The sequence below is a fragment of the Actinosynnema mirum DSM 43827 genome (genome assembly GCF_000023245.1).
Taxonomy (GTDB): domain Bacteria; phylum Actinomycetota; class Actinomycetes; order Mycobacteriales; family Pseudonocardiaceae; genus Actinosynnema; species Actinosynnema mirum.
Window position 1 is genome coordinate 2365254 of sequence record NC_013093.1, and the last position, 24664, is coordinate 2389917.

At 72.9% G+C, this 24664-nt stretch carries 25 protein-coding genes; 17 read left to right on the top strand and 8 right to left on the bottom strand.

Features of this window, described 5'->3' with window-relative positions:
- Nucleotides 1–48: 48 nt before the first annotated feature.
- Nucleotides 49–1332: an NlpC/P60 family protein gene (locus tag AMIR_RS10735; protein ID WP_015800974.1), complete on the top strand. Its 1284-nt coding sequence runs from the start codon at nt 49–51 to the stop codon at nt 1330–1332.
- Nucleotides 1333–1454: 122 nt separating this feature from the next.
- Nucleotides 1455–2057, top strand: a complete 603-nt coding sequence (locus AMIR_RS10740) for an RNA polymerase sigma factor (RefSeq protein ID WP_015800975.1) — start codon at nt 1455–1457, stop codon at nt 2055–2057.
- A 1288-nt stretch (nt 2058–3345) separates the two neighbouring features.
- Here the strand turns inward: AMIR_RS10740 and mobA are convergent.
- Together mobA and AMIR_RS10755 are read right to left on the bottom strand one after the other, a co-directional pair.
- The gene (gene mobA / locus AMIR_RS10750) at nt 3346–3894 is read right to left on the bottom strand and encodes a molybdenum cofactor guanylyltransferase (RefSeq protein WP_015800977.1); all 549 of its coding nucleotides are present in this window, start codon (nt 3892–3894) and stop codon (nt 3346–3348) included.
- Nucleotides 3895–4043: 149 nt separating this feature from the next.
- On the bottom strand, nt 4044–4688 hold the full coding sequence (locus AMIR_RS10755; protein ID WP_015800978.1) for a class I SAM-dependent methyltransferase: 645 nt from the start codon (nt 4686–4688) through the stop codon (nt 4044–4046).
- A gap of 155 nt (nt 4689–4843) precedes the next feature.
- Between AMIR_RS10755 and AMIR_RS10760 the strand changes: the two genes are divergently transcribed.
- The 4 genes from AMIR_RS10760 to AMIR_RS10775 all read left to right on the top strand — a co-directional run bounded on the left by AMIR_RS10760 (nt 4844) and on the right by AMIR_RS10775 (nt 8470).
- Nucleotides 4844–5884, top strand: coding sequence for an AAA family ATPase (locus tag AMIR_RS10760; protein WP_015800979.1), 1041 nt, complete (start codon nt 4844–4846; stop codon nt 5882–5884).
- Nucleotides 5885–6054: 170 nt separating this feature from the next.
- Entirely contained in the window at nt 6055–6936 is an 882-nt protein-coding gene (locus tag AMIR_RS10765) for a DUF58 domain-containing protein (RefSeq protein WP_232520143.1), read from the top strand.
- Nucleotides 6936–7901 (top strand): VWA domain-containing protein, encoded by a 966-nt coding sequence (locus tag AMIR_RS10770; protein ID WP_015800981.1) that lies wholly within the window; start codon nt 6936–6938, stop codon nt 7899–7901. The genes AMIR_RS10765 and AMIR_RS10770 overlap by 1 nt, the downstream gene beginning before the upstream one ends.
- Complete coding sequence (locus AMIR_RS10775) at nt 7898–8470, top strand: DUF5655 domain-containing protein (protein ID WP_015800982.1); 573 nt, start codon at nt 7898–7900, stop codon at nt 8468–8470. Before AMIR_RS10770 ends, AMIR_RS10775 begins: the two co-directional genes overlap by 4 nt.
- 10 nt (nt 8471–8480) lie before the next feature.
- On the opposite strand, the gene AMIR_RS10780 is transcribed toward AMIR_RS10775, so the two are convergent.
- The 3 genes from AMIR_RS10780 to AMIR_RS10790 are packed head-to-tail and all read right to left on the bottom strand — an operon-like array spanning nt 8481 to nt 11393.
- Nucleotides 8481–9368: a TAXI family TRAP transporter solute-binding subunit gene (locus tag AMIR_RS10780; protein WP_015800983.1), complete on the bottom strand. Its 888-nt coding sequence runs from the start codon at nt 9366–9368 to the stop codon at nt 8481–8483.
- A complete protein-coding gene (locus tag AMIR_RS10785) occupies nt 9365–10735 on the bottom strand; it encodes a sensor histidine kinase (protein WP_015800984.1) in 1371 nt (456 codons plus the stop codon). Before AMIR_RS10785 ends, AMIR_RS10780 begins: the two co-directional genes overlap by 4 nt.
- Nucleotides 10736–10739: 4 nt before the next feature.
- Complete coding sequence (locus tag AMIR_RS10790; RefSeq protein ID WP_015800985.1) at nt 10740–11393, bottom strand: response regulator transcription factor; 654 nt, start codon at nt 11391–11393, stop codon at nt 10740–10742.
- Nucleotides 11394–11447: 54 nt separating this feature from the next.
- Here AMIR_RS10790 and AMIR_RS10795 point away from each other — a divergent pair, with 54 nt between their 5' ends.
- Together AMIR_RS10795 and AMIR_RS10800 are read left to right on the top strand one after the other, a co-directional pair.
- Nucleotides 11448–12182, top strand: coding sequence for an ANTAR domain-containing response regulator (locus AMIR_RS10795; protein WP_015800986.1), 735 nt, complete (start codon nt 11448–11450; stop codon nt 12180–12182).
- Nucleotides 12183–12622: 440 nt separating this feature from the next.
- On the top strand, nt 12623–13081 hold the full coding sequence (locus tag AMIR_RS10800; protein ID WP_015800987.1) for a YbaB/EbfC family nucleoid-associated protein: 459 nt from the start codon (nt 12623–12625) through the stop codon (nt 13079–13081).
- A gap of 46 nt (nt 13082–13127) precedes the next feature.
- Here AMIR_RS10800 and AMIR_RS40115 read toward each other — a convergent pair whose 3' ends face one another.
- Nucleotides 13128–14045: a DUF6801 domain-containing protein gene (locus tag AMIR_RS40115; RefSeq protein ID WP_015800988.1), complete on the bottom strand. Its 918-nt coding sequence runs from the start codon at nt 14043–14045 to the stop codon at nt 13128–13130.
- 76 nt (nt 14046–14121) lie between these two features.
- Nucleotides 14122–15384 carry a DUF6801 domain-containing protein gene (locus tag AMIR_RS36905; protein ID WP_015800989.1) on the bottom strand — a complete coding sequence of 421 codons (1263 nt, stop codon included), beginning with the start codon at nt 15382–15384 and terminating at the stop codon, nt 14122–14124.
- Nucleotides 15385–15626: 242 nt separating this feature from the next.
- On the opposite strand from AMIR_RS36905, the gene AMIR_RS10815 reads away from it, so the two are divergent.
- From AMIR_RS10815 to AMIR_RS10855, 9 genes are all read left to right on the top strand, one after another.
- A complete protein-coding gene (locus AMIR_RS10815) occupies nt 15627–16268 on the top strand; it encodes a hypothetical protein (RefSeq protein WP_015800990.1) in 642 nt (213 codons plus the stop codon).
- Between the two features lie 174 nt (nt 16269–16442).
- A complete protein-coding gene (locus tag AMIR_RS10820) occupies nt 16443–17504 on the top strand; it encodes an MCE family protein (RefSeq protein ID WP_245554603.1) in 1062 nt (353 codons plus the stop codon).
- Entirely contained in the window at nt 17504–18532 is a 1029-nt protein-coding gene (locus tag AMIR_RS10825; protein ID WP_015800992.1) for an MCE family protein, read from the top strand. The genes AMIR_RS10820 and AMIR_RS10825 overlap by 1 nt, the downstream gene beginning before the upstream one ends.
- Nucleotides 18529–19494: an MCE family protein gene (locus AMIR_RS10830; RefSeq protein WP_015800993.1), complete on the top strand. Its 966-nt coding sequence runs from the start codon at nt 18529–18531 to the stop codon at nt 19492–19494. Before AMIR_RS10825 ends, AMIR_RS10830 begins: the two co-directional genes overlap by 4 nt.
- Complete coding sequence (locus AMIR_RS10835) at nt 19494–20498, top strand: MCE family protein (RefSeq protein ID WP_015800994.1); 1005 nt, start codon at nt 19494–19496, stop codon at nt 20496–20498. Before AMIR_RS10830 ends, AMIR_RS10835 begins: the two co-directional genes overlap by 1 nt.
- Nucleotides 20495–21484, top strand: coding sequence for an MCE family protein (locus AMIR_RS10840; RefSeq protein ID WP_015800995.1), 990 nt, complete (start codon nt 20495–20497; stop codon nt 21482–21484). The genes AMIR_RS10835 and AMIR_RS10840 overlap by 4 nt, the downstream gene beginning before the upstream one ends.
- 5 nt (nt 21485–21489) lie before the next feature.
- Nucleotides 21490–22536, top strand: a complete 1047-nt coding sequence (locus tag AMIR_RS10845) for an MCE family protein (protein ID WP_015800996.1) — start codon at nt 21490–21492, stop codon at nt 22534–22536.
- Nucleotides 22537–22639: 103 nt separating this feature from the next.
- A complete protein-coding gene (locus AMIR_RS35485; protein ID WP_015800997.1) occupies nt 22640–23179 on the top strand; it encodes a hypothetical protein in 540 nt (179 codons plus the stop codon).
- 207 nt (nt 23180–23386) lie between these two features.
- Nucleotides 23387–24274: an aminoglycoside phosphotransferase family protein gene (locus AMIR_RS10855; RefSeq protein ID WP_015800998.1), complete on the top strand. Its 888-nt coding sequence runs from the start codon at nt 23387–23389 to the stop codon at nt 24272–24274.
- Nucleotides 24275–24278: 4 nt separating this feature from the next.
- Here AMIR_RS10855 and AMIR_RS10860 read toward each other — a convergent pair whose 3' ends face one another.
- On the bottom strand, nt 24279–24647 hold the full coding sequence (locus AMIR_RS10860; protein WP_015800999.1) for a YchJ family protein: 369 nt from the start codon (nt 24645–24647) through the stop codon (nt 24279–24281).
- Nucleotides 24648–24664: the final 17 nt, after the last annotated feature.

Sequence of the window (24664 nt, forward strand, 5' to 3'; positions counted from 1 at the left end):
GTGTTGCGCCGTTCGGCGCAACGGGTCGACGCGGCGGAGGCGGGTGCGGTGGGTCGGTGGACGGGTTCCGGTGTGGTCGCGCTGGTCGCTCTCCTCGTCCTGACGGGACAGTCAGCGGCTGTCCCCCCGCCTCCGCCCAACCCCAGCGACAGCGAGATCAGCGAGGGCCGCGAGGCCGCTGACGCCGCCGCGACGCGCGTCGGCGAGCTGAACAGCAAGCTGAGCGAGGCCGAGTCCCGCCTGCAGGCGCTGGACAGCGAGGTCGCGTACAAGATGGAGCTGGCGAACAAGGCGCGGGTCGACCTGGACATCGCCCGCACCGCCGCCGACACCGCCCGCGCCGAGGCCGACTCGGCCCGCGCCCAGTCGGACGCGTCGTTCGAGGCGGTGGAGCGCTCCCGCCAGGCGTTGGACGAGTTCGCCGCGGCCAGCTACGAGCACGGCAGCGCGCTCGGCTCGGTCACCGCCTACTTCGGCGCGACCAGCCCGGAGGACCTGCTGGCGCGCGCCCAGCTGCTCGAAGCGGTCGGCGGGTTCGGGTTGGACACGCTCGACGACCTGCACAAGGCGCAGGACGAGGCGGCGAACAAGGATTCTGCGGCGCGTGCCGCGCGCGGTGAGGCGGAGAAGAAGGAGAAGGCCGCCGACGACGCGCAGCGCGCCGCCGAAGGAGTGATGGCGGCGGCGGTGCAGGCGCAGCGGGCGCAGCGCGAGCAGGCGGGCGCGATCGAGCAGGAGCGCGGGCGGGTCCAGGGGGAGCTGGAGCAGGCGCTCGGGTCGGTGGAGGGGTTGGAGTCGCAGCGCGAGCGGTACGGGCGCTGGTTGGAGGACAAGCGCCGCGAGGACGCCGCGGCGGCGGCGTTCCGGCCGCCCGCGGTGATCGCGCCACCGGCGGGTGGGGGCGGACCGGTCGGGGAGGGCGTGGAGGCGGTGATCGCCCGCGCCATGACCCAGATCGGGGTGCGGTACTCGTGGGGCGGGGGGAACTACACCGGGCCCACGGTGGGGGTGCGCGACGGTGGTGAGGGTGACGTCCACGGGGACTACTACACGGTGGGGTTCGACTGCTCCGGGTTGATGATGTACGCGTTCGCGGGGGTGGGGGTCTACCTGCCGCACTACTCGGGGTACCAGTACACGTCGGGGGACCGGGTGCCGCTGGAGCAGGCGCGGCGCGGGGACATGCTGTTCTGGGGGCCGGGTGGGGGGACGCACGTGGCGCTGTACCTGGGGGACGGGATGATGCTGGAGGCGCCTTACTCGGGGTCGGCGGTGAAGGTGTCGCCGGTGCGGTACAGCGGGATCGTGCCTTATGTGACGCGGTTGCTCTGAGGTCTGGTTTTGGGGTTTTTGGGTGTGCGGGGCCGTGCCTTTGGTGGCGCGGCCCCGTTTTTTGTGGTTGGTGGTGAACCTCCGGGGGGTGTTCGGCGACTTAACCGGGCGGAGGAGGTCACATGGACGACGACGAGCTGCTCGTCATCCGCTGCAAGCTCGGTGAGCGGGAGGCGTGCGCCGAACTGGTGCGGGCTTGGCACCCGGTCGTGGAGCGGTATGTCGCGCGGATGTTGGGGCGTGGTGATGACGACGCGGTGCAGGAGGTCTGGATCGGGGTGTTCACCGGGTTGCCGAGGTTGCGCGACACGGGGCGGTTCAGGGCTTGGCTGTACACGATCGCCCGGCGGGCTGTGGTGAACCGGTTGCGGGGGGTTTACCGGGAGGCGCGGGTTGAGCTTTTGGGGTCTTCCGGTGGGTCTGGTGGTCCGGGGGGTTCTGGTGGGTCTGGTTGGTCCGGTGGGTCTGGTGGCTCTGGTGGTTCCGGTGAACGGCCCATCGATCCGGTGGCCGATCTGGTGCTGGACCGCGAGGCGGTCGCGGCGGGGTTGGCCGACCTGCCGCCGCTGGAACGCGAGGTGATCGTGCTGTTCCACCTGGAGGACCTGGCGCTGGAGACCTGCGCGCAGGTGTGCGGAGTGCCGGTGGGAACCGTCAAGTCCCGGCTCAACCGGGCACGCGGCCTGCTGCGGGCGGCGTTGGAGCGGAAGGGGTATCCGGCGTGAACCCGGATGAGGTTTTGGGCGGGTTGCGGCCTGTTCTGTCCTTGCGGCGGCGGGTTGGTTATGTGCTGGTCGGGCTTGGTGGGGTGGTGGGGGCTTGTCTGATCGGGGTGCTGTGGGCCACGGAGCCGGGGTTGCCTGCGCGGACTGCGGTGTCGTTCGGGGTGCTGGTCGCCATTGGGATCGGGTGGGCGGGGTTCGCGTTGTGGGCGCTCACCCGGAAGGCGCCGCTGTACGCGCGTGATCGGGTGGTGGCGGCTTGGTTGGGGGGTGGGGCTTGGGCGGTGTTCGCGGTGGGGGCGCTGGTGATCGTTCGGGGGGCGCCCGGGGGGTGGCTCCTCGGGGTGATCGGGGGGATGGGGGTGGTGGCTGCGGTCAACGGGTGGTTCGCGGTGCGGGAGCGGGGGCGGTTGGTGCGGCGGGCTCGGGAGTTGCGGGGGTGATGGGAGTGGGGGCTGGACGGGGACGTTGCTCGCCGGAGGCGTTCCGAGTTGGCGGCGGCTAGGCGGTTGAACGGTCCGTTCAACCGGAGATGCGGGAGTGAACGGTCCGTTCAACCGGGGGCGAGGGGGTTGAACGGTCCGTTCAACCGTGGCGCCAGGGGGGTGAACGGACCGTTCAACCGGGGTTGAGGGGGCGAATGGTCCGTTCACCTGGGGAAGAGACGACGAGCGGCCCATCCACGTGGAGATGAGGCGATGAACGGACCGTTCAACCGGAGAGGGTGGGGTTGAACGGTCCGTTCAACCGGAGGTGCGGAGGTGAGTGGCTCAGTTCAACCGGAGGCGTGGGGTTGAACGGTCCGTTCAACGGGAGGCGAGGGGGTTGAACGGTCCGTTCAACCGGAGGCGTGAAGGTGAACGGACCATTCAACCTGAGACAGAGGGTTGAACGGTCCGTTCAACCGGGGATGAACGGACCGTTCACCGCTCTGCTGGCGGCAGACTGCTGGCCTGAGAGGTGAACGGTCCGTTCGTCTTGCAGTGAACGGTCCGTTCAACCTCGGTTGAACGGACCGTTCAACCGAGGTTGAGGGCTTTCGGCTGGGATGAACGGTCCGTTCGCTGCTTTGCCTAGTGGGCGGGGCGTCGTGCTGCCGGTTGAACGGTCCGTTCAACCAAGGGTGAATGGTCCGTTCAACCGGGGGTGAGCGGTCGGTTCGCTGGGGTTGTGGATCTAGGGGATCGACGTGCCGTGGGTGCGGCTTGGTGCGATGCCATCGGCGTGGCGTGGCGTGGCGCGCCGGTGCGGTGCGGCGCAGTGCGGCGGGCACGGGTGTGGGGTGGGGCGGTTAGGTCTGGTCGGCCAGGTCTTGGGGGGTGTCCACGTCCCTGGACTCGGCCTCGGTCGCCGGGAGTCTGGTTTCCACCAGTTCGGCCAGCACCGCCCGCATCGGTGCGTTTCTCGGGTCCTGCGGCAGGGCCGCTCGGAGTTCTTCCGTTCGCCACACGCCGGTCAGCCACTGCGTTCGGCCCGTTGCGTCTACCAGGACCGCGTTTGCGTTCGTGGTGAGCAGGCGGGTCACGGTGGACGCCGTCACGCCTGGTTGGTCTACCGCCAGCACCACCACGCGTGGGTGTTCCACCAGGGCCACGCCTGCTGCCAGGCCGGCCAGGGGGCCGCCGCCCGGTGGGGTTTCGCGGGTCCACTGGACGTCGGGTTCGTTCTTCGGGGCGCCTACGACGATCACCTGGGCCGCACCCGAGACCGCGTCCAGGGCGTGTTTGAGCAGGGTTCGGCCGCGGACCACCAAGTCCGACTTGTCCACGCCTCCCAGCCTGCTGCCCCGGCCTCCGCTCAGCACGACGGCCGACCACGCTTCAGCTGATCGTTCCGTCACGTCTGCCAGCTCCCGCCTGTTCCGGGCACAAACCGAGCACAAACCGCCACAAAAAACTAAAAACCACTAAAAACCACCACAAACCGCAAAACACCCACCAGCGCGGTCAAGCCAGGGCAACACCCAACCCCCCGCGCCACGTCGACAGGCTAGCGCCGTCGTAGCAGGAAACCGTGCTCCCGCAGCTCCTCCAACCCGAACTTCTCCACCATCCGGTGCCCCGGCTGAACCTCGTCCACCCAGTGCTCGATCTCGAACCACTCCCCGTAGTACCCGACCACCTCCTCCGGCCCCACCGAGAACGGCGGGGAGTCCAGAGCGGGGCGGTACTCCAGGGTGTTCAGGAAGTACCGCGTCCCCGGCGCCGCCAGCTCCAGGATCTTCGCCACGTACCTGCCCCGCATCGCCTCCGGGAACGCGATCAGCGCCGCGCGGTCGTACACCACGTCCACCCGCCCCAGATCCCCCCTCCCCAGGTCGAACAGGCTCTGGTTCCGGATCGTCACGTTCCCCGCGGTGAACACGCCCTCGTCCACCTCCGTCGGCGACAGGCCGTTCTCGGCGAAGAACTCCTCCACCGCGCGCCCGACCAGCTCCACGCCGACCACCCGTTCCGCCCGTTCGGCGAAGAACAGCAGGTCGACCGACTTCCCGCACAGCGGCACCAGCACCACCCGCCCCTCCAGGGGGACGCGCTCGGCCAGCAGTTCGGCGTGCGGGTGCACCCGCCTGAGGTGGAAACTCGTCCGGGAGCCGCCCTCGGCCCACGAGTCCACCCAGAACTCCTCTTCCACAACCTGCGACGATAAGCCCGACCGCGCCCCGCGCCGGTTACCCGATCGGGCGGTGTCCCGAGCGGGGGCGCTGGTCGGCAGGGGGGTCTTCACAAGGTCCATACCGGCCTGGGGCGACACTGGACGACGTCGCACAACCCCGTCTAGGAGGACCCTTGTCCGAGCCCGCCGCCGAGGCGCACACCACGCCGGCTCGTGACGCCCAGCTGCTCGAACGCACCGTGTTCGAGGTCAAGCGGGTGATCGTCGGCCAGGACCGGCTGGTCGAGCGGATGCTCGTCGGCCTGCTCGCGAAGGGCCACCTGCTCCTGGAGGGCGTGCCCGGCGTCGCCAAGACCCTGGCCGTGGAGACCTTCGCGACCGTGGTGGGCGGCAGCTTCTCGCGCGTGCAGTTCACGCCGGACCTCGTGCCCGCCGACATCCTCGGCACCCGCATCTACCGGCAGGCCAGCGAGAGCTTCGACGTGGAGCTCGGCCCGGTCGTCGCGAACTTCGTCCTCGCCGACGAGATCAACCGCGCGCCCGCCAAGGTCCAGTCCGCGATGCTGGAGGTCATGGCCGAGCGGCACGTGTCCATCGGCGGCAAGACCTTCCCCATGCCCACCCCGTTCCTGGTCCTGGCCACCCAGAACCCGATCGAGAACGAGGGCGTCTACCCGCTCCCCGAGGCGCAGCGCGACCGGTTCCTGTTCAAGATCCAGGTCGAGTACCCCACGGCCGAGGAGGAGCGGGAGATCGTCTACCGGATGGGCGTCGAGGCCCCCGTGCCGCAGCAGGTGCTCAGCCCCGAGGAGCTGGTGCGGCTGCAGGGCGTGGCCTCGCGCGTGTTCGTGCACCACGCGCTCGTCGACTACGTGGTGCGGCTGGTCATCGCGACCCGCGCGCCCAAGGAGCACCAGCTGGGCGACGTCGCGGGCTGGGTCGCGTACGGCGCCTCGCCGCGCGCCAGCCTCGGCATCATCGCCGCCTCGCGCGCGCTGGCCCTGGTGCGCGGGCGCGACTACGTGCTGCCCCAGGACGTGGTGGACGTGGTGCCGGACGTGCTGCGGCACCGGCTCGTGCTGTCCTACGACGCGCTCGCCGACGGCGTCCCGCTCGACCACATCATCACCCGCGTCCTGCAGACCGTGCCGCTGCCGCAGGTGTCGGCCCGGCCCCAGGCAGGCGGCGCGCCGCAGCCCGTGGGCAGGCCGTGACCCCGGCCGACAACACCACCGCAGGACCGGGCGCGCAGGGGGCGGGTATGCAGGGGCCGGGGGCGCAGGCGCCAGGGGCGCAGAACCCCAGCGGGCTGAACCCCGACGCGGAACCGGAGAGCGTGGCCGACCGGCCCCGCTGGGCCCCTCCCGCGCTGCACGGCGGTCGCATGGAGGCCGCCCTGCGGACCCTGGAGCTGGAGGTCAACCGGCGGCTCGACGGGCTGCTGCAGGGCAACCACCTCGGGCTCGTCCCCGGTCCCGGCTCCGAGCCCGGCGAGGCCCGGCCCTACCAGCCCGGCGACGACGTGCGCCGGATGGACTGGGCGGTCACCGCGCGCACCACCGTCCCGCACATCCGGGAGACCGTCGCCGACCGCGAGCTGGAGACGTGGGTCGCCGTCGACCTCTCGCCCAGCCTGGACTTCGGCACCGCCGCGTGCGAGAAGCGCGACCTGGTCGTCGCGGGCGTCGCGGCCGCCGCCCACCTCACCAGGGGCGGCGGCAACCGGATCGGCGCGCTGGTGTCCACCGGCGAGCAGGTCGTGCGCGTCCCCGCGCGCGGTGGCCTGGCGCACGCCCGAGGGCTGGTGCGCAAGGTCGCCGAGACGCCCAGGGCGCCCGAGGGCACGCGGGGCGACCTGGCGCAGCTCGTGGAGCAGCTGCGCCGACCGCCGCGCAGGCGCGGGCTGGTCGTGGTGATCTCCGACTTCCTGGGCGAGCTGGAGTGGCAGCGCCCGCTCCGCGCCCTGTCCGCTCGGCACGACCTCCTGGCGATCGAGGTCGTCGACCCGCGCGACGTCGACCTGCCCGACGTGGGCACCGTCGTGCTCTCCGACCCGGAGACCGGCAGGCAGCGCGAGGTCGTCGCCTCGCCGCTGCTGCGCCGCGAGTTCGCCGCCGCCGCCGCCGAGCACCGCGCCGAGGTCGCGGCCGGGCTGCGCCGCGCGGGCGCCGGACACCTGGTGCTGCGCACCGACTCGGACTGGATCGCCGACACCGTGCGCTTCGTGGTCGCCCGCAAGCGCCGCTGGTCGGGAGGGGTGGCCTGATGAGCCTGTCGGGATTCGCCTCGGCGTGGTGGTTCCTGCTGCTGCTGGTCGTCGCCGGCCTCGCGGCGCTGTACGTGGTGCTCCAGCGGGTGCTGCGCAAGCGGTCGCTGCGGTTCGCGAACCTGGCGCTGCTGGAGCGCGTCGCGCCCAAGCGGCAGGGCTGGTACCGGCACGTGCCCGCCGCGTTCCTGATGGTGGCGTTCATGCTGCTCACGGTCGCGCTCGCCGGGCCGACCGCGGAGCAGAAGGTGCCGCGCAACCGGGCCACCGTGATGCTGGTGATCGACGTGTCGCTGTCCATGAAGGCCACCGACGTGCAGCCCACCCGGCTGGAGGCGGCGCAGGTCGCGGCCAAGTCGTTCGCGGAGGGGCTCACGCCGGGCATCAACCTCGGGCTGATCTCGTTCGCGGGCTCGGCGACGGTGCTGGTCGCGCCCACCACGGACCGCTCGGCGGTGTCGCAGGGCATCGACGGGCTCAAGCTCGCCCAGTCCACCGCCACCGGTGACGCGATCGTCGCGGCGCTGTCCGCGATCGACTCGTTCGGCAAGGTCGTGGGCGGCGCGGACGGACCGCCACCGGCGCGCGTGGTGCTGATGACGGACGGCAAGGAGACCGTGGGCACGCGCAAGGCCACGGACGCCGCCGGGGACGCCAAGGAGGCGGGCATCCCGATCTCCACGATCTCCTTCGGCACCGAGCGCGGCAGCGTCGACATCAACGGCAAGGCGCAGGAGGTGCCGGTCGACGACGAGTCCATGAAGGAGATCGCGAAGATCTCCGGCGGCGAGTTCTTCAAGGCGGCCTCCGCCGAGGAGCTGCGGCGGGTGTACGACACGCTCGGCGAGCAGATCGGCTACGAGAAGAAGCAGGCCGACGCCAGCAGGCCGTGGCTCGTCGCGGGCACGCTGGTCGCGATGCTCGCCGTGGCCGGGTCCCTCCTCCTCGGGCAACGCCTTCCTTGACGACCGCGCGTGCGTGGCAGGAGGTGGCCGACTGGTCGGCCACCCTGCTGCGCAGGCAGACCGGGACCGGGGTCGTGGAGTGGAACCGGCGGGTCCTGGGGTGCGGCGAGGGCACCGAGGTGGGGGTTCGGCGGTGGCTGCGGGAGCGCGGGGTCCTCGGGTACCCGCAGCTGCTGCTGGTGATGGAGCGGTTCGGGCGGCCTGAGCCGCTGGGCGGGATCGCGTCGGGGGTGCTCGCGGCGCAGTACTCGGGGCGGCCCGAGCTGCGGCCGGTGCTGGAGCGGCTGGTCGCGGAGAGCGGGACGTTCGGGGCGCAGCACGTGCAGGTCCGGCGCACGCACGTGGCCCTGGTGACGCCCCGGCGGACCTACGCGGTGCTGCGGCCGGTGGGGCGGGACCGGGTGGACCTCGGGCTGAGGCTGGTCGGGCAGGAGCCTGCGGGGCGGCTTTCGGCCGTCGCGGTGTCCGGGAACGCGTCGTTGACCGTGCGGATCGTGGTGACCAGCGCGGACGAGGTGGACGGGGAGACCGTGGACTGGCTGCGGCGGGCCTATTCGGAGAACTGCTAGCGGGTCGGGGTCAGCCGTGCAGGTCGCGGTACGCGCTCGCCGCGCCGGGGTGCAGGGGGACGCCGGTGGTGGTGATCAGGCTGCGCACGTCCAGGAACTGCGCGCCCAGCGCCTGGCCGGGCACCAGTGACGCGGCCCGGCCCACGAGGGTGCGCGCGGTCGCGTCGGCGGTGGCGTCCGGCAGGTCGGGGCGGCACACCAGCAGGTTCGCCACGCCGATCGTGCGCACCTCGGCCGCCGCGCCGTAGACGCCCGCCGGGACGGTGACCTGCTCGTAGTGGTCGCCGCCCAGCGCGCGCAGCGCGGGGAGGGCGTCGGCCAGGGGGAGCAGGCGGACGCCGCCCAGGTCGGCGAGCACGGGCGTGGGGACGCCGCCCGACCACAGCAGCGCGTCGATCCGGCCCTCGGCCAGCTCGCGCGCGGCGGTGCGGAACGGCAGGTGGTCCACGCGGGTGTCGCGGTGCAGGTCGAGGGCGGTGAACAGGCGGGCGCCCGCCAGCGCGGCACCCGAGCCAGGGGCGCCCAGCGACACCCGAAGGCCACGCAGGTCGCTCGCGGTGCGGGCCGGGGAGTCGGCTGGGACCACCAGTTGGAGGTAGTTCTCGTAGACGCGGCCCAGCGCGCGCAGGTCCCGCGCCTCCTGGGCGGCGTCGGCGAGGGTCAGGGCCAGGGCGGCTTGGTCGGTGGCCAGGAGGTGGAGGTTGTCGCGGCTGCCCTCCGTGGCGCGTGGGGTCGCGGGGAACGGGAGCTGGGCGGCCAGGAGGGTGGCGAAGTCGAGGTAGAAGCCGCCCTCCTCGCCCGCGGCGATCACCGCCAGGGTGGGTGGGGCGCTCGGGGCGCAGGTGACCAGCAGCGGGGCCAGGGCGCAGGCCAGCAGGGCGGTGCGGCGGGTGGTCACAGCGGCGGCTCCAGGGGCAGCTCCACGCGGGCGCGCAGGCCGCCCGGCGAGGTGAGCAGCAACCGGCCGCCGCAGGCCTTGACCAGCTCGTGCGCGATCGCCAGGCCCAGGCCGGTGCCGGTCGCGTCGGTGTCGCCGCGCCAGAACCGGGTGGTGGCGCGCGGCAGGGCCTCCTCGGGCAGGCCGGGGCCGTCGTCGTGGACCTCGAACCACGCCGTGCCCACCGCGCGGTCCGCGCCCACCGCCACCCGCGCCGCCCCGCCGTGCTTGTCGGCGTTGTCCAGCAGCACGTCCAGGACCTGCGCCACGTCCTCCGCGCGGCACCTGACCAGCACCGGCAGGGGTGTCGGCGGGGGTGGTGGGGTGCGCCAGGCGTCGGCGCGGTCGGCCACCACGGCGGTGACGTCGCAGAGCTCGTCGTGGTCGCCGTGCGCGGTCTCGGCGGTGCGGCTCTCGGTGGTGCGGCTCTCAGTGGTGCGGCTCTCGGCGGACGCGAGTGCGAGGAGGGCGTTCAGCATCGATTCGAGGCGGTCGGCCTCGGTCAGGGCCGCGGTGTAGGTGCGTTCGGCCTTGGGACGGATGTTCGGGGCTAAGGCGTCGAGGCGCAGGCGCAAGGCGGCCATGGGGTTGCGCAGGCTGTGGGAGGTGTCGGCGATGAGCTCGCGTTGGCGTTCGGCCGCTTCGCCCACGGTTTCGGCCATGCGGTTGAAGAGCACGGCCAGTTCGCGGAGTTCCGGGGGGCCGCTCACCGCCGCGACCCTGGCGTTGCGGTGGCCCAGCGCTACTGCGCGGACGCCCGCTTCGAGTTCGGCCACGGGGTGGAGGAGCCAGCGGGTGACGGCGGTGACCAGGAGGATGGAGGCGGAGGCCGCGGTGAGCGCGCCCAGGAGCACCCAGAGCCAGCGGCGGGCGACGTCCGCGGCGGCGCGGTCGACGTTGGCGCGCAGGACCACCGCGCCTTCCACGCGGGTGCCGGTGCCGACCGGGCGGGCGAACACGATTTCGCCGGAGGACCAGGGGAGCACGGTGGGGACGGGCGCGGTGGGCTGGTTGCGCAGGGCGGCGTCCAGGGCGGTGGTGAGGTCGGGGGTGTTCGTGCCTGCCAGGGGGAGGCGGCGGGCGTCGACGATCAGGACGGGTTCGCCGTAGAGCTCGGTGTGGGCGCGGACCTCGGCGGCCAGGGGGACGAGGTCGTCGGTGGCGCGGCTCTGCTGGGCGAGCGCGGCGAAGCGGTCGAGGTCGGCGGTGCGGTCCAGGGCGAAGCGCTGGGTGCGCTCGGCGGCCGTGGTGACGAGGAGGGGGACCGCGAAACCGGCCACCGCGGCGGAGGAGAAGAGGAGGAGGACCAGGAGGAGACGGCGGCGCACGGGGTCAGCCGCCCAACCGGTAGCCGAAGCCCCGGATCGTGGTGATCAGGCCGGGGCGGGCCAGCTTGACGCGGAGGCTGGCCAGGTGCACGTCCAGGGAGCGGGAGACCGCGAGGTAGGCGTCGCCCCAGACCTCGTCCATGAGCTGCTGCCTGCTGACGGCGGTGCCCGCGCGGCTGGCGAGCGCGGCGAGGATCGCGAACTCCTTGGCGGTGAGCTTCGCCTCGGCGCCCGCGACCAGCACGCGCCTGCCGGGGAGGTCGATCTCGACGTCGGAGACGTGCACGTGCTCTGTCGTGCTCGTCACGGCTGTGCGCCTCGCCACCGCGTCCATGCGGGCCAGGAGCTCGCCGAGGCGGACGGGTTTGACGAGGTAGTCGTCGGCGCCCAGGCGCAGGCCCCGGACGACGGACCGCTCGTCACCGCGCGCGGTCAGCACGAGCACGGGGGAGGAGGCCACCAGGCGCAGCTTGCGCAGCACGTCCAGGCCGTCCACGTCCGGCAGGCCCAGGTCCAGGAGGACCAGGTCGTGGTCCCGGTGGGACAACAGGGCGTCGGTTCCCCGGCTGACCCGGAGCACCCGGTGGCCGTGGTCGCGCAACGCCTCCACGAGGGCGTCGGCGACGCCGTCGTCGTCCTCCACGAGCAGCACGCGCACGCGGCCCCCTTCCGGTGCGGGTGATTATGGCGTCCGGGGTGTAGACAATGCGGTGTGAACACCGATGCCACCGCCGCTGAGCACCTCGACGAGGCGAGCCAGGCGCTGGAAGACCTCATGGCGCAGCTCGCGGACGAGCACCCGCTCGCGGGCGTGCTGAACCAGCTCGCCGAGTCCGCCGTGCGGGTCATCCCCGACACGACCGCGGTCAGCGTGACGCTCGTGGAGGGCGAGGGCGGGCGCACCGCCGCGGCGACCGAGCAGCTGGTCGCGGACGTGGACGAGGTGCAGTACCGGGCCGGGGTGGGGCCTTGTTTGGAGGCGGCGCACTCGCTGAAGCCGGTGCGGGTGTCGGTCGCGGAGGCTCGGGACCGGTGGCCGGACTTCGCGGACGCGGCTGAGCGGGCCGGGGCTCGGGCTTATCTGTCGGCGCCGTTGATGGTGGACGTGGACGGGCATCGGTTGCTCGGGGCGTTGAACTTGTACAGCGAGGACGAGCACGGGTTCGATCCGTTTGACGAGGCGTTGTTGAGGTTGTTCACCACGGCTGCGTCCACGGCGATCACGGGGGCTCGGAGGTATGAGCGGTCCAGGGCGTTGATCGCGAACCTGCAGCGGGCGTTGTTGTCACGGGCGGAGATCGATCAGGCCAAGGGGGTGCTGATGGCTGCGCATGGGATCGGGCCGGATGAGGCGTTCCGGAAGTTGGCTGAGGAGTCTCAGCGGCAGAACACGAAGTTGCGGGATGTGGCTAAGAACTTGTTGGAGTCGGTGCGTACGGAGGGGTGAGGGGGGAGGGGGAGGGGTGAAAGGGTGGGTGGGGCTTGAGAGATCAAGATCAAGATCAAGGGCTGAAGGGCAAGAGCTACAAGCACGCCTCGCCGGCGGGGCAGACCTCCAAAAAAGAGGGGGACGGGCTCTGCCGGCCGGTGGCCGTTGGGGTGGTGGTGCGGTTTACCCCTGCGGTGGGCGGGGTCCCTCTTTCCCGTGTGGCCTCCTTTCAGGCAAGCACGCTCGTCAAGACGCCGTTTGACCAGGCGGTCTGCCGGGCAGTGCGGCGGCATCTTGACGAGCGTGCTCGGGCTTCGCCAGGCCACACGGGAAAGAGGGACGCGGGAGTGGGGCTGCGTGGGCTCGCTGCGCTCGCCCCGCAGCCCGCGAGTGCGTTCGGCTTGCAGCGGGTTCTGGCTTAGAGTGCCTGCTGCCACGCGGCTGCGAAGGGGAGAGCTGTGTCTGATCCGATCGGGAATTCGCGGAGTCTCGTCGACGACTGGGAGCGTGGGGCCCAGGAGCGTGCGGCCAAGTACGAGGCCATGCGGGAGGCCGCCGAGCGCATCTCGCTCACCGGGAGCGCGGCGGACGGCGCGGTCAAGGTCACGGTGGGGCCCAACGGGATTCCCAGTGACGTCGTCATGACGGATGCGGTGTCGCGGTTGCGGCCCGAGGAGATCGCGGCGGCTGTGCTTGAGGCCATGCGCAAGGCGCAAGGCGGGTACGCGGCGGAGTTGGCGCGGATCGTTGACGAGACGGTCGGGCAGACTGCGGCGGGGCAGCACATCGTGGCCACTGCGGAGCGGAATTTTCCGCAGGCTGGTGCGCCTGGTGCGCCTGGTGCGCCTGGTGCGGCTGTGGTGAAGAAGCGGGCGCGTGACGACGGGGACTTCAGCGGGGACAGCTACTTGGGGTGAGGGCTTCCCGGCTGCCGCGTGTGCGTCGCGGCAGCCGGGGGAGTGGTCAGTTGCGTCGCCTGCCGCGCTTGAGCAGGAGCAGTGCGGCTGCGCCCAGGAGGAGCAGGGAACCGCCCAGGACCAGCGGGGCGAGGATCGAGGAGCCCGTGTAGGCCAGCTTGCTCGTTGACGGCTGCTGTGGTGGTGGGGCCGCCGCGGGGGGCTGGGGTGCGGGCTGGCGGGTTGTGGTGGTCGTGGTGGGGGCGGCCGTGGTGGTCGTGGTGGTGGGGGACGACGTGGTGGTGCGGGACGACGTGGTTGTGGTGGTCGTGGGGGCCGTCGTCGTCGTCGTGGTGGTTGTGGTTGTGGTGGTGGTCGTGGTGGGGCCGGTGCCCACGGTGAAGGTGTGCAGCAGGGTGTCTTGGCCCGGCTTCAGGGTGCACGGTGACGTGAACGTGCCCAGGCCGGTCTCGCCGCCCTCGGCGTTGCGCGGGGTCAGGGTGGTCTCGAAGTTGCCCACGCTGATCGTCGTCTCCCCGGCCGCGCCCAGCCGCACGGGTGGGGTGGTTCCGGTTGCGATCGCGTCGAACTCGCCGGACACCGGCACGTCGGTGCGGGCCACGACCAGGGCGGGTTCGATGTCGTGGATCTCGCCCGCGTTGTCCACCCGCGTGGTGGCCTTCGCGGTGCCCTCCACGGTGACCGCGCCCACCAGGGACAGGCCCTGCGTCGCGAGGTCCGGCACGGTCGCCACGGCCGTCACCCGGGACGGCGGCAGCTCGTCGCCCACCTGGGCCGCGTCGGGCAGGTCCGCCACGGTGATCCGCACGCTCATGTCCTGCTCGCCGATCAGCGGGAACGGGCAGTTGTAGACGAGGGTGAGGGAGGCCGTCGCCGCGTTGCCGGTCCCCGCCGCGAACAGGGCGGAACCGGTGAGCACCAGCGCGCTCATCCCCAACGCTGCCATCCGGTTGCTGGTTCTCATCTGCGCTCCGGGAACTCGGCGGCCCCGGCGGTCCCGCTTCGGGCAGCGGGTCCGCCGGGGCGCGGGGGTGGTGGTCTCACGCGCGGGCGATGTCCAGCGCGAGGGTGTTGCCGTCGCCGGGGATGGTGCCGTTCACGATCACCGTCGCCAGGCCGCAGCCCGAGAACGGCGCGATCCGGTAGTCGCCGCTGAGCGGACCGCCGAGCAGCGGGTCGAAACCGGGGCCCGACGACAGGGTCACCGTGCTCGGCTCCGTCGTCGTGCAGTTGAGCAGCGGGCCGCCGACCACCGGGATGCCCAGCACCCGCACGTCGGTGAGCTTGATGTCCACCTTCGTGGTCGCGGTGACCGCGCCCTCGGAGATCACGCCCGTGGTGGGGCCGCGCGGGATGAGCCGCACGGTCGCCTTCGCGGGCAGGAACCCGAACAGCGAGAACTCGCCCTTCGCGTCCGGCAGCGCCAGGTCGCCGGTGAACGTGCCGGTGGCCAGGTCGACGTCGGCGCCCAGGGTGCCGGGGCCCAGCGGGAGGCTGGAGCCCAGCTTCTTGATCGAGGACGCGCCGGTGACGCCGAAGTCCAGGCGCAGCGGCGGGAGCGGGTCGTCCTGAGCGGCCTCAGGAGCGGGGGACTGCGCGTGGAACGCCGGTCTGGCAGGCTCCTCGTCGGAGTCCGAGGAGGACCCCTTCGAGACGGCGGGGGCCTCCCGCTGGGCGACCTGGACACCGGCCGCGCTGACCTGGAACCGGTGCAGCTCGGTCTGCTGCCCGGCCTTGAGCGTGCAGTTGGACGTGAACGTGCCCAGGCCCGTCAGGCTGCCGTCGGCCTTGCGCGGGGTGAGCGTGGTGCTGAAGTTGCCGACCGTGATGATCGTGGTGCCCGCCTTGGAGAAGGTCACGGGCGGGGTGGAGCCGGTCGCGGTGGTGTTGAACGAGCCGGACGAGGGCACTGCGGTGCTCGGGATGGTCATGTTCGCGACCACGCCCTGGGTGGTGCCCGCGTTGTTGATGCTGGTGTTCGCGATCGCGGTGCCCTGCACGGTCTTCGCGCCGACCAGGGACAGGCCCAGGGTGGCGGTCGCGGGGACCGTGGCGACGGCGGTGACGTTGGTGGCGGGCGTCGGCTGGCCCACCACCGCGGAGTCGGGCAGGTTCGTCGTGGTGATCCGCACGCTCATGTCCTGCGCGCCGATCAGCGGGAACGGGCAGTTGTAGACCAGGGTGAGCGAGGCGGTTGCGGCCAGGCCCGTCCCCGCGCCCGCGAAGGCCACGGAGCCCGCGACGGCGACCCCGGCCGCGAGCCCGCCGACGACCCGTCGTGCGGTGGAACTCTGCTTCAGCATGTGCGTCTCCTCGTTGAGACTGTTCGCCGGAAACCTGTTCCGCGCGGTGAAGCACGCTTGCCTACTCGTCGGTAAAGTAGCTGTGAGCGGAACCTCCGGCAAGGACGTGCCGGACGTTCCGGGGGTGCACCCACCGGTTCGGCGGAAACCGGTCGGAGAATTTGTCACCGGGATGACAAACAACGGGTCGGGGTGGCCGTCGGCGTTGTCCGGGTCGTGTTCCGGGGGCTAGTTTCGGGCGCGTGGCAGCCCACCGAGCGTCCCGCGCCCTGGCCGTCCTGCTGCTGGTCCCGGCGCTCGCGCTGGCGCCCTCGGCGGTGGGAGAACCGGATCCGGAGGGGGCGCCGGAGCCCGCGCCGCCGTCCGCCTCGGCCGGGATCGTGATCGACTACCGGGTGGACGGGGTCAATCGGGTGGCGAAGTTCGGGTCCGACCTGACGATCGGGCCGGGCGCGCTCAGCGCCGAGATCGACCTGCTCGCGGGCAGCATCACCGGGCAGCTGGAACTGCCCGCCAGCGCCGGGTACTTCCTGTCGTTCGGCTTCGTGCCGACGACCTCGCGGGTCGACCTGATCCCGGTGAACCCGGTGCTCGGGACCATCGAGGAGGGGCAGGTCACCGCCACCGCGCTGATCACGATCCGGCTGGGCGACGTGGTCGTCGGCGGGCAGCCGCTGGACGTGGGCGCGGACTGCCGCACGGTCGAACCGGCGGTGCTGGAGCTGTCCGGGCCGTTCGACCTGGTGGCGATCCCGATGGAGGCGACGTTCACCATCCCGCCGTTCACCGGCTGCCAGGGCGCGGAGCGGCTCGACCCGCTGCTCACCGGGCTGGTGTCGGGGCCGGGCAACGGGGTGGAGCTGACGTTGACCGCGCAGTTGTGAGCGCGTTCTCCGCCGTGCGCTGAGGGGGTCGGGGGCGTTTTTTGTCACCGCGGTGACAAAGTCCGGCGATTCCTTGTGCGGGCGACGTACCCGTCAGTAGCGTCGCTCGGACAATCCAGCCACCGGGATTGCCCCCGAGTTCCGGGAGAAACGCCCATGCGGAGCAGGCAGCGCTTGGCGGGATTGCTCTTCGCGGTGCTGCTGCTCGGGATCTGCGCGCTTTCCACCGCCGTGTACCTGGGCGTCTTCCGGGGCGAGGCCCCGGTGCTGCTGCGCACCGACCGGGTCGGCAACCAGCTCCAGGTGGGCTCCGAGGTGAAGCTGCTCGGCGTGCCGATCGGGCGGGTGCGCGCGGTGCGGGCCACCGGGGACGGGGCCGAGATCGAGCTGGGGATCGACCCCGGGCAGGTCGGACTGGTGCCGGGGAACACCACGGCGCGGCTCCTGCCGAAGACGCTGTTCGGCGAGCGGTACGTGAGCTTGGAGGCCCCCGCGCGGCCGAGCGGGGCGCTGGCGGCCGGGGACGTCATCGACCAGGACCGCAGCGGCGCGGCGGTGGAGCTGGAGCGGGTGCTGGCGGACCTGATGCCCACGTTGCAGGCGGTGCGGCCGGACAAGCTGTCGGCCGCGCTCACCTCGATCGCGAGAGCGCTGCGGGGGCGGGGGGAGGACCTGGGGGACACCGTGGTGGAGCTGGACGAGCACCTGCGGGCGTTCACCCCCGACCTGCCCGCGCTCACCGAGGACCTGGGCAAGCTCGCGGGGGTGGCCGAGGTGTACGCGGGGGCGGGGGACGACCTGGTGTCCGCGCTGGCCGACATCACCACGACCAGCCGCACCCTCGCCCGCCAGCGCGCGGACCTGGCCGCGCTGCACCGGAACCTGACCACGGCGGCCGACGACCTCACCGCGTTCGTCTCCGCCAACTCCGGCAACCTGGTGGCGCTCGCGGGCAGTGCCAGACCGAGCCTGGAGCTGTTCGCGGAGCACGCCCCGGGCTACCGCTGCGTCCTGCGGGCCGTGGACCAGCTCCGGCCCGCCGTCGACCAGGCGTTGGGGAAGGGCGGCGACCAGCCCGGCCTGCACGGGGAGCTGGTGGTGGTTCCGGGGCGCGGGGGGCGCGATCCGGGGCCGGACGCGCCCGGACACCCCTGTCCGCAGGGGCCCGCGAACGCGGTCGCGCCCGGTGACGTGCCGGGCTGGGCGGGGCTGCTGCTCGGCTCGGGGGTGCGCTGATGCGCGGCGGGGTGGGTGGGCTGGCGGGGCCGCTGGTCAAGTTCGGGGTGTTCGTCGTCGTCACCGTCGCGGCCACCGCGTTCCTCGCCGCCACGATCACCGGCGTCGACCTCGGGCCGGGGACCGGGTACACCGCCCGCTTCACCGACGTCACCGCGCTCGCCGAGGGCGACGAGGTGCGCATGTCCGGGGTGCGGATCGGGCAGGTCGAGTCGATGGCGCTGGTGGACGACGAGCTCGTCGACGTCCGCTTCTCGGTGGAGCGCGGGCGTTCGCTGTCCGCCGAGGTCACCGCGACCGTCAAGTACCGCAACCTGGTCGGCCAGCGCTACGTCTCGCTCGACCAGCCCGCCGGGCGGATCGGCGAGCGGCTGCCCGAGGGCGGGCTCATCCCGGTCGAGCGCACCACGCCCGCGCTCGACCTCACCGCGCTGTTCAACGGGTTCCGGCCGCTGTTCCAGGCGCTGAACCCCGAGGACGTCAACCGGCTGTCGCTGCAGATCGTCCAAGTCCTGCAAGGAGAGGGCGGCACGGTCGAGAGCCTGCTCGCGCACACCGCTTCCCTCACCTCCGCGCTCGCCGCCAAGGACCGGGTGATCGGCGAGGTGGTGGACAACCTCAACACCGTGCTCCAGACGGTGAACTCGCGCGGCGACAAGTTCTCCTCGCTCATCGCCGCCCTGCGCGCCCTGGTGTCCGGGTTCGCCGCCGACCGGGAGAGCGTCGGCTCCGCCATCGGCGGCATCGGCGCGCTCACCGACAGCACCGCCCGCCTGCTGGAGCAGGGAAGGCGACCGCTCAAGGACGACGTCGACCGGCTCGGCCTGCTCGCGGGGAACCTCGCCGACGCGCCCGAGCTGGAGTCCTTCGTGCGCACCCTGCCGGTGAAGTTCGAGGCCATCGGCCGCACCGCCTCCTACGGCTCGTGGCTCAACTTCTACCTGTGCCTGGCGAAGTCCGACGCGCCGCCCGCGCCGGGCGGCGGCGACGTCGGCATCCCCCTCACCGAAGCGAGGTGCCGCCGATGACCCGCAGACCGGCGCTGATCGGGGCCTTCGGGCTCGTCGCGCTCGTCGTCGCCGTCGCCCTCGCGCTCGGGCTGGACGCCGTCCCGCTGACCTCGGGCACCCGCTACCGCGCCGAGTTCGCCGAGGCCGCCGGGCTCGAACCCGACGACGAGGTCCGGGTGTCCGGCATGAAGGTCGGCGAGGTGACCCGCGTCGAGCTGCGCGGCGACCGGGTGCTCGTGGAGTTCCGGGTGCGCGGGCCGGCCGTCGGCGACCGCAGCACCGCCGACATCCGCATCAAGACGTTGCTGGGGCAGAAGTTCCTGGCCCTGGACAGCGCGGGGGGCGACCCGCTCGACCCGGACACGCCCATCCCGCTGGAGCGCACCACCTCGCCCTACGACGTGGTCGACGCGTTCAACGGGCTCGCGGGCACCCTCGGCGGCCTGGACGCCGAGCAGCTCGCGGAGAGCTTCCGGGTCCTGTCCGACTCGTTCCGCGACACCCCCGAGCACGTCCGGGGCGCGCTGGACGGCCTGACCTCGTTGTCCCGCACCATCTCCACCCGCGACCAGGAGCTGCGCACCCTGCTCGACGGGACCGAGGAGGTCAGCGGGGCGCTCGCCGAGCGGGCCGACGACGTCACCGCGATCGTCGAGGACGGCAACCGGCTGCTCGCCGAGATCAACCGGCGGCGCGCCGCCATCAGCGGCCTGCTGGACGGGGCCCGCGAGCTCTCCCGCCAGCTGAGCGGACTGGTGGCGGACAACGACGAGCGGCTGCGGCCCGCGCTGGAGCAGGTCGAGCGGGTCACCGACCTGCTGCGCCGCGAGCAGGCCGCGTTCGAGCGCGGCCTCTCCCTGGCCGGGCCGTACTACCGGCTGCTGTCCGACGCGACGGGGACCGGGCCGTGGGTGGACACCTACGTGTGCGGGCTGGTCGTCACCACCGAGCGGCGCGACTGCCCCACCGGGGGGCGCTGATGTTCCGCAGCGTGGCGCAGCGGCGGCGGTACCTGCTCCTCGCGCAGGTGATGGTCCTGGTGCTGCTCGTGGCGACCGCCGTGTGGTGGGTTTTCCTGCAACCGCAGGGAATCCGGTTCACCGCGCGCTTCGCGTCCGCCGTCGGCGTCCACCCGGAGTCGGACGTCCGGGTGCTCGGCGTGCGGGTCGGGCGGGTGCTGTCCGTCGTGCCGGAGCGGGACTCGGTGCGCGTGGAGGTGGAGCTGGACCACGGGGTCCGGGCGCCCGCCGACGTCCGGGCCGCCGTGGTCGCGCCGTCCGTCGTCGCCGACCGGTACCTCCAGCTCGCCCCCGCCTACACCGGTGGCGAGCCGCTGGCCGCGGGCGCGGTGGTGCCGCTGGAGCGCACCGCCGCGAGCATCGAGCTGGACCAGCTGTACGGCAGCCTGGAACGGCTGCTCGACGCGCTCGGGCCGGACGGCGCCAACCGCGAGGGCGCGCTGTCCGACCTGCTCGGCACCGGCGCGTCCGTGCTCGACGGAAACGGCGCCAAGCTCGGGGAAGCGGTGCGGGAGCTGGCTTCCGCGACGCGCGTGCTGGCCGGATCGCGTGACGACCTGTTCGGCGCGGTCGACAACTTGGAGGAGTTCACCGGGGCGCTGGCGTCGGTGGACGAGCAGGTCGGGCAGCTCGCCGGGCAGCTGGCCGACGTCGCCGGGTTCTTCGCCGCCGAGCGCGGCGACCTGGAGGCGCTGCTGGGGGAGCTGGCCTCCGCGCTGGAGGCGGTGCGCGGCTTCGTCAAGGACAACCGGGGGCGGCTCGAGTCCACCGTGGACGACCTGGCCGAGCTGACCGGGGTGCTGGCCGCGCAGCGCGGGTCGCTGGACGAGGCCGTCCGCTCCGCGCCCCGCGCGCTGCACAACGTGGTCGACGCCTACGACCCGGAGAGCGGGCGGCTGACCGTGCGGGCCAACCTCACCGAGTTCGTGTCCGACCTGCTGAGCGTGCCGGGAGGTCCGAGGTGAGGCCGTCGCGGTGGACCGCCCTGGTGGCGGTGCTGGTGCTGCTCGCCGGGTGCTCGGGGATGCCCAGCGCCTACGACCTGCCGCTGCCCGGCGGGGCGGACGTGGGGGACCGGCCGTACCGGGTGACCGTCGAGTTCGACGACGTGCTCGACCTGGTGCCGCAGGCCGCGGTGAAGGTCGCCGACGTGCCGGTGGGGCGGGTGGAGGAGATCGGGCTGTCCGAGGACGGGTCGGTCGCGCTGGTGCGGCTGCTGGTCAACGGGGACGCGCGGCTGCCCGCCGACGCCAGGGGGCTGCTGCGGCAGTCCTCGCTGCTGGGGGAGAAGTACGTGGAGCTCGCGCCCGGCGACGGCGGGGCGGGCGACGGCGGTGCCGGTGGCGAGCTGGTGGACGGCGCGGTCGTGCCGGTGGCCCGCACCAACCGCAACCCCGAGGTGGAGGAGGTGCTCGGCGCGCTGTCCATGCTGCTCAACGGCGGCGGCATCGGGCAGGTCCAGGACATCTCCCGCGAGCTGGGCGCCGCCTTCGACGGCAACACCGGGCAGGCCCGCTCGCTGCTGTCCACGGTGGACGAGTTCGTGCGGCGGCTCGACGAGCGGCGCGCGGACATCACGCGGGCCGTCGACGGGCTGGCGCGGTTGTCCGAGGTGCTCGCGGCGCAGAAGCCCGGCATCGCCGAGGTCCTGGACGGTGTGGAACCCGGCCTGCGGGTGCTGGAGGAGCAGCGCGGTCAGCTCGTCGGGCTGCTCGGCGCGCTCGACCGGCTCTCCGGCGTCGCCGTCGACACCGTGGAGCGGTCGCGCGAGGACCTCGTCGCCGACCTCGAGGCGCTCGAACCGGTGCTGCGCGAGCTGGCCGAGGCCGGCCAGGACCTGCCCCGGTCGCTGGAGCTGCTGCTCACGTTCCCCTTCACCGACGCGGTGCTCGACGGCGTCAAGGGCGACTACCTCAACACCTACCTGGAGCTGAAGGGCGGTCCGAGGTGAGGGGAGTGCGGGTCAGGATCGCGCTGTTCGTGGTGATCGCCCTGGTGGGCACCGGGTTCACCGGCGCCCGCTACGCCGGGCTCGTGCCGGGCGACGAGTACCCCGTGCACGTGCGACTGGCCAGGACCGGCGGGCTGTTCGCGGGCGGCGAGGTCACCCACCGGGGGGTCCGGGTCGGGCGGGTCGACCGGGTCCGGCTGGTCGACGGGGTCGTGCAGGCCGACCTGCTGATCGACGGCGGCGTCGCGATCCCGCGCGCCGCGCGGGCGGTGGTGACCAACCGGTCCGCCGTCGGCGAGCAGTACCTGGACTTCAAGCCCGGCGACGGGGAGGGGAGCGGGGACCTCGCCGGGGACCTCGCCGTGGGCGAGGTCGTGCCGATCGGGCGGACCGCGCTGCCACCACCGGTGGAGGGCGTGCTCACCGAGCTGGACGACCTGGCCAGGTCCGTGCCGCAGGACGCGCTGCGCACCGTCGTGGACGAGCTGGACCTCGCGCTCCGCGACACCGGACCGGACCTCGGGCTGCTGCTCGACAGCGTCCGCGACCTCACCGCCACCGCGGGCGAGCACCTGCCGCGGACCAGCGCCCTGCTGCGCGACGCCGGGATTGTGCTGGACACCCAGCTCGACCAGGCCGCCGCCATCACCTCGTTCGCCGGGTCCGCCGCCCAGGTCGCCGCCGCCCTGGAGCGCGGTGACGCCGACCTGCGGCGGGTGATCGAGGCCGGGCCCGGCGTCGGCGAGGAGGTCGGCGGGCTGCTCCGGGAGAGCGGCGGCGGGCTCGGCGCCACCCTGGCGAACCTCGTCACCACCGCCGACGTGCTGCTGCGCAGGCAGGGCGAGCTGGAGCAGGTGCTGGTGTCCCTGCCGCGCGCCGTCGAGGTCGGGCAGTCGGTGTACTCCGGCGGCGGCGTCTCCCTCGGACTGGCGCTCACCTTCTTCGAGCCGCCGCCGTGCACCCAGGGCTACGAGGCGACCGCGCGGCGTGGCGCGCTCGACACCGGACCGGCCGCGTTCAACGCGGGCGCCGCCTGCACCCTGCCCAGGTGACCGCACCGGTGGAGGGCAACCCTTCGGCCGTGTGACATTGCTCCAATCGTCGCAACCGGTTACGCCTGTCGGAATTGTCGGCCTGGTCAACCATGATGATCACATGACCTACGAACCGTTCCCCGGCGGCGAAGGGGCCGTTGTGGGAATCGAATCCCTCACCCTGGACGGCGCCAGGCACTACTTCGCCTTCAACTACCCCTCCGACTTGGTGCTGTCCCCGCTCATCGACGACGCGGGGGCCATGGCCGAGTTCGCGGCCGAGCACTTCACCCAGACCGATGGCGAGCACGACGCCGCCTACTGGGCCGAGCTGGTCGAGATCGCCGACGAGGAGTCCGGGCTCGCCGAGTTCGAGAACACGTTCTTCGAGAGCGAGGAGCTGGAGCGCGGCGAGACCACCTACCACCTGCGCTACCTGCTCGGCGCGGCCTGCGCGTGGGACAGCGCGGTCCTGAAGGACGCCGAGGTGCTCGCCGCGCTCGACCGGCTCGGCCTCGGGCACGAGTGGGACGACCTCGACAAGTGCACGGAGCTCGACGGCGCCGACGCCGCGCACGTGGTGGAGCGCTACTTCGACCACATCGGCGAGCTGCTGGAGAGCAGCTGGCGCACCGCCTTCGCCCCGCTGTTCGACCGCTGACGGCGGACTGACCCGCGTCGGGGGTGCGGAGCGGTCACGGGGAGGGGACCGGGGGACGGGTTGGCCGGTCGCGCAGGTACCGGCCAACCGCTCCCACGACACCCCTCCGAACCCGGACCGCCCCAGTTCCGGCGCTGGGCGCGCCGTGCACCCCGGGTCGCGCAAAACCGTTTGGCCGCAGGCGATCCCCTTGCTAGCTTCGCGCCCATGCCGCTGCCAGTCGCCGACACCGAGGCCCGCTTCGAGGCGATCACCCCCGAGGAGCTGCTGCCCGGCGTCGCCGAGCTCGCGCGGCGCCTGGGGCTGACCGCCGTCCCCGAGCGGTTCGCCTCCGGATCGCTCCCGGTCTACTCGGTCGGCCACGACCACGTGCTCAAGCTCTTCCCCGCGCTCTACCTCCCGGAGGTCGCGCCGGAGCGGGACGTCCTGGCCGCCGTGCACGGGAAGCTCCCGGCGCCCACGCCCGAACTTCTCGGCTCCGGGGAGTTCCAGGGCTGGGGGTACGTCCACATGGGACGGTTGCACGGCGACGAGGTCCACCTGCGGTGGCCCCGGCTGGGCGCCGCCGAGCGGGTCGACCTCGCCCACCGGGTCGGCGAGTGCCTCGCCGCGCTGCACGAGGTCCCGTCACCGGTCGCCGAACCCGCGGACTGGGCCGCGTTCACCGCGCGGCAGCGCGCGGGCTGCGTCGAGCGGCAGCGGGCGCGCGGGCTCGCGGAGCGGTGGGTCGAGCAGATCCCCGACTTCCTCGACTCCGTCGACCTCGGCGCGGAGCCGCGGGTCCTCGCGCACACCGAGGTCATGGGCGCCCACCTGCTCACGAGCGGCGGCAGGCTCACCGGGCTGTTCGACTTCGAGCCCGCCATGCCCGCCGCGCGCGAGTACGAGTTCGTCGCCACCGGCGTCTTCCTCACGCGGGGCGAGCGGGCCGCCAACCGGGCGCTGCACGCCGGGTACGGGCGCGAGGTCGACCCGCGCCGCGTCATGGCCTACACCCTGCTGCACGTGTACTCGAACCTGCCCTGGTACCTCAAGGAGGTGCCGAGCGGCGCGACCACGTTCGACGAGCTGGCGCAGGACTGGTTCGGCGGCTGACCGGTCAGCCGAGCGCCTCGACGTACGCCCACGCCCCGTCGACCCGCCGGAACGCGCTCCGCTCGTGCAGCTCCTCCCGGCCGCCCGACCAGCGGTAGTGCGCCCGGAACTCCACCTCGCCCTCGGCGTCCAGCACGCCCCCGCCGGTCCACGACAGCACCTCCAGGCGCAGCCACTTCTGCCCCGGCTCCAGCTCCAGCCCCTCGGGCCGGGTGTCCGGGTGCCAGGTGCGCAGCAGGTAGTCGGTGTCCCCCACCGCGAACGCCGAGTAGCGCGAGCGCATCAGCGCCACGGCCGTCGGCGCGCGCTCGCCGCCGTGGTAGCGGGCGCAGCACTCGTCGTAGGGGGAACCGGAACCGCAGGGGCAGCGCATGGGCACAGTAAAGCGGC

Bases quoted from the DNA above. Each gene is read 5' to 3' on its own strand.
- AMIR_RS10835 (WP_015800994.1), top strand. From the start codon at position 19,494: ATGTTCCGCAGCGTGGCGCAGCGGCGGCGGTACCTGCTCCTCGCGCAG.
- AMIR_RS10855 (WP_015800998.1), top strand. From the start codon at position 23,387: ATGCCGCTGCCAGTCGCCGACACCGAGGCCCGCTTCGAGGCGATCACC.
- AMIR_RS40115 (WP_015800988.1), bottom strand. From the start codon at position 14,045: ATGAGAACCAGCAACCGGATGGCAGCGTTGGGGATGAGCGCGCTGGTG.
- AMIR_RS10740 (WP_015800975.1), top strand. From the start codon at position 1,455: ATGGACGACGACGAGCTGCTCGTCATCCGCTGCAAGCTCGGTGAGCGG.
- AMIR_RS10860 (WP_015800999.1), bottom strand. From the start codon at position 24,647: ATGCGCTGCCCCTGCGGTTCCGGTTCCCCCTACGACGAGTGCTGCGCC.
- AMIR_RS10770 (WP_015800981.1), top strand. From the start codon at position 6,936: ATGAGCCTGTCGGGATTCGCCTCGGCGTGGTGGTTCCTGCTGCTGCTG.
- AMIR_RS10830 (WP_015800993.1), top strand. From the start codon at position 18,529: ATGACCCGCAGACCGGCGCTGATCGGGGCCTTCGGGCTCGTCGCGCTC.
- AMIR_RS10825 (WP_015800992.1), top strand. From the start codon at position 17,504: ATGCGCGGCGGGGTGGGTGGGCTGGCGGGGCCGCTGGTCAAGTTCGGG.
- AMIR_RS35485 (WP_015800997.1), top strand. From the start codon at position 22,640: ATGACCTACGAACCGTTCCCCGGCGGCGAAGGGGCCGTTGTGGGAATC.
- AMIR_RS36905 (WP_015800989.1), bottom strand. From the start codon at position 15,384: ATGCTGAAGCAGAGTTCCACCGCACGACGGGTCGTCGGCGGGCTCGCG.
- AMIR_RS10765 (WP_232520143.1), top strand. From the start codon at position 6,055: ATGGAGGCCGCCCTGCGGACCCTGGAGCTGGAGGTCAACCGGCGGCTC.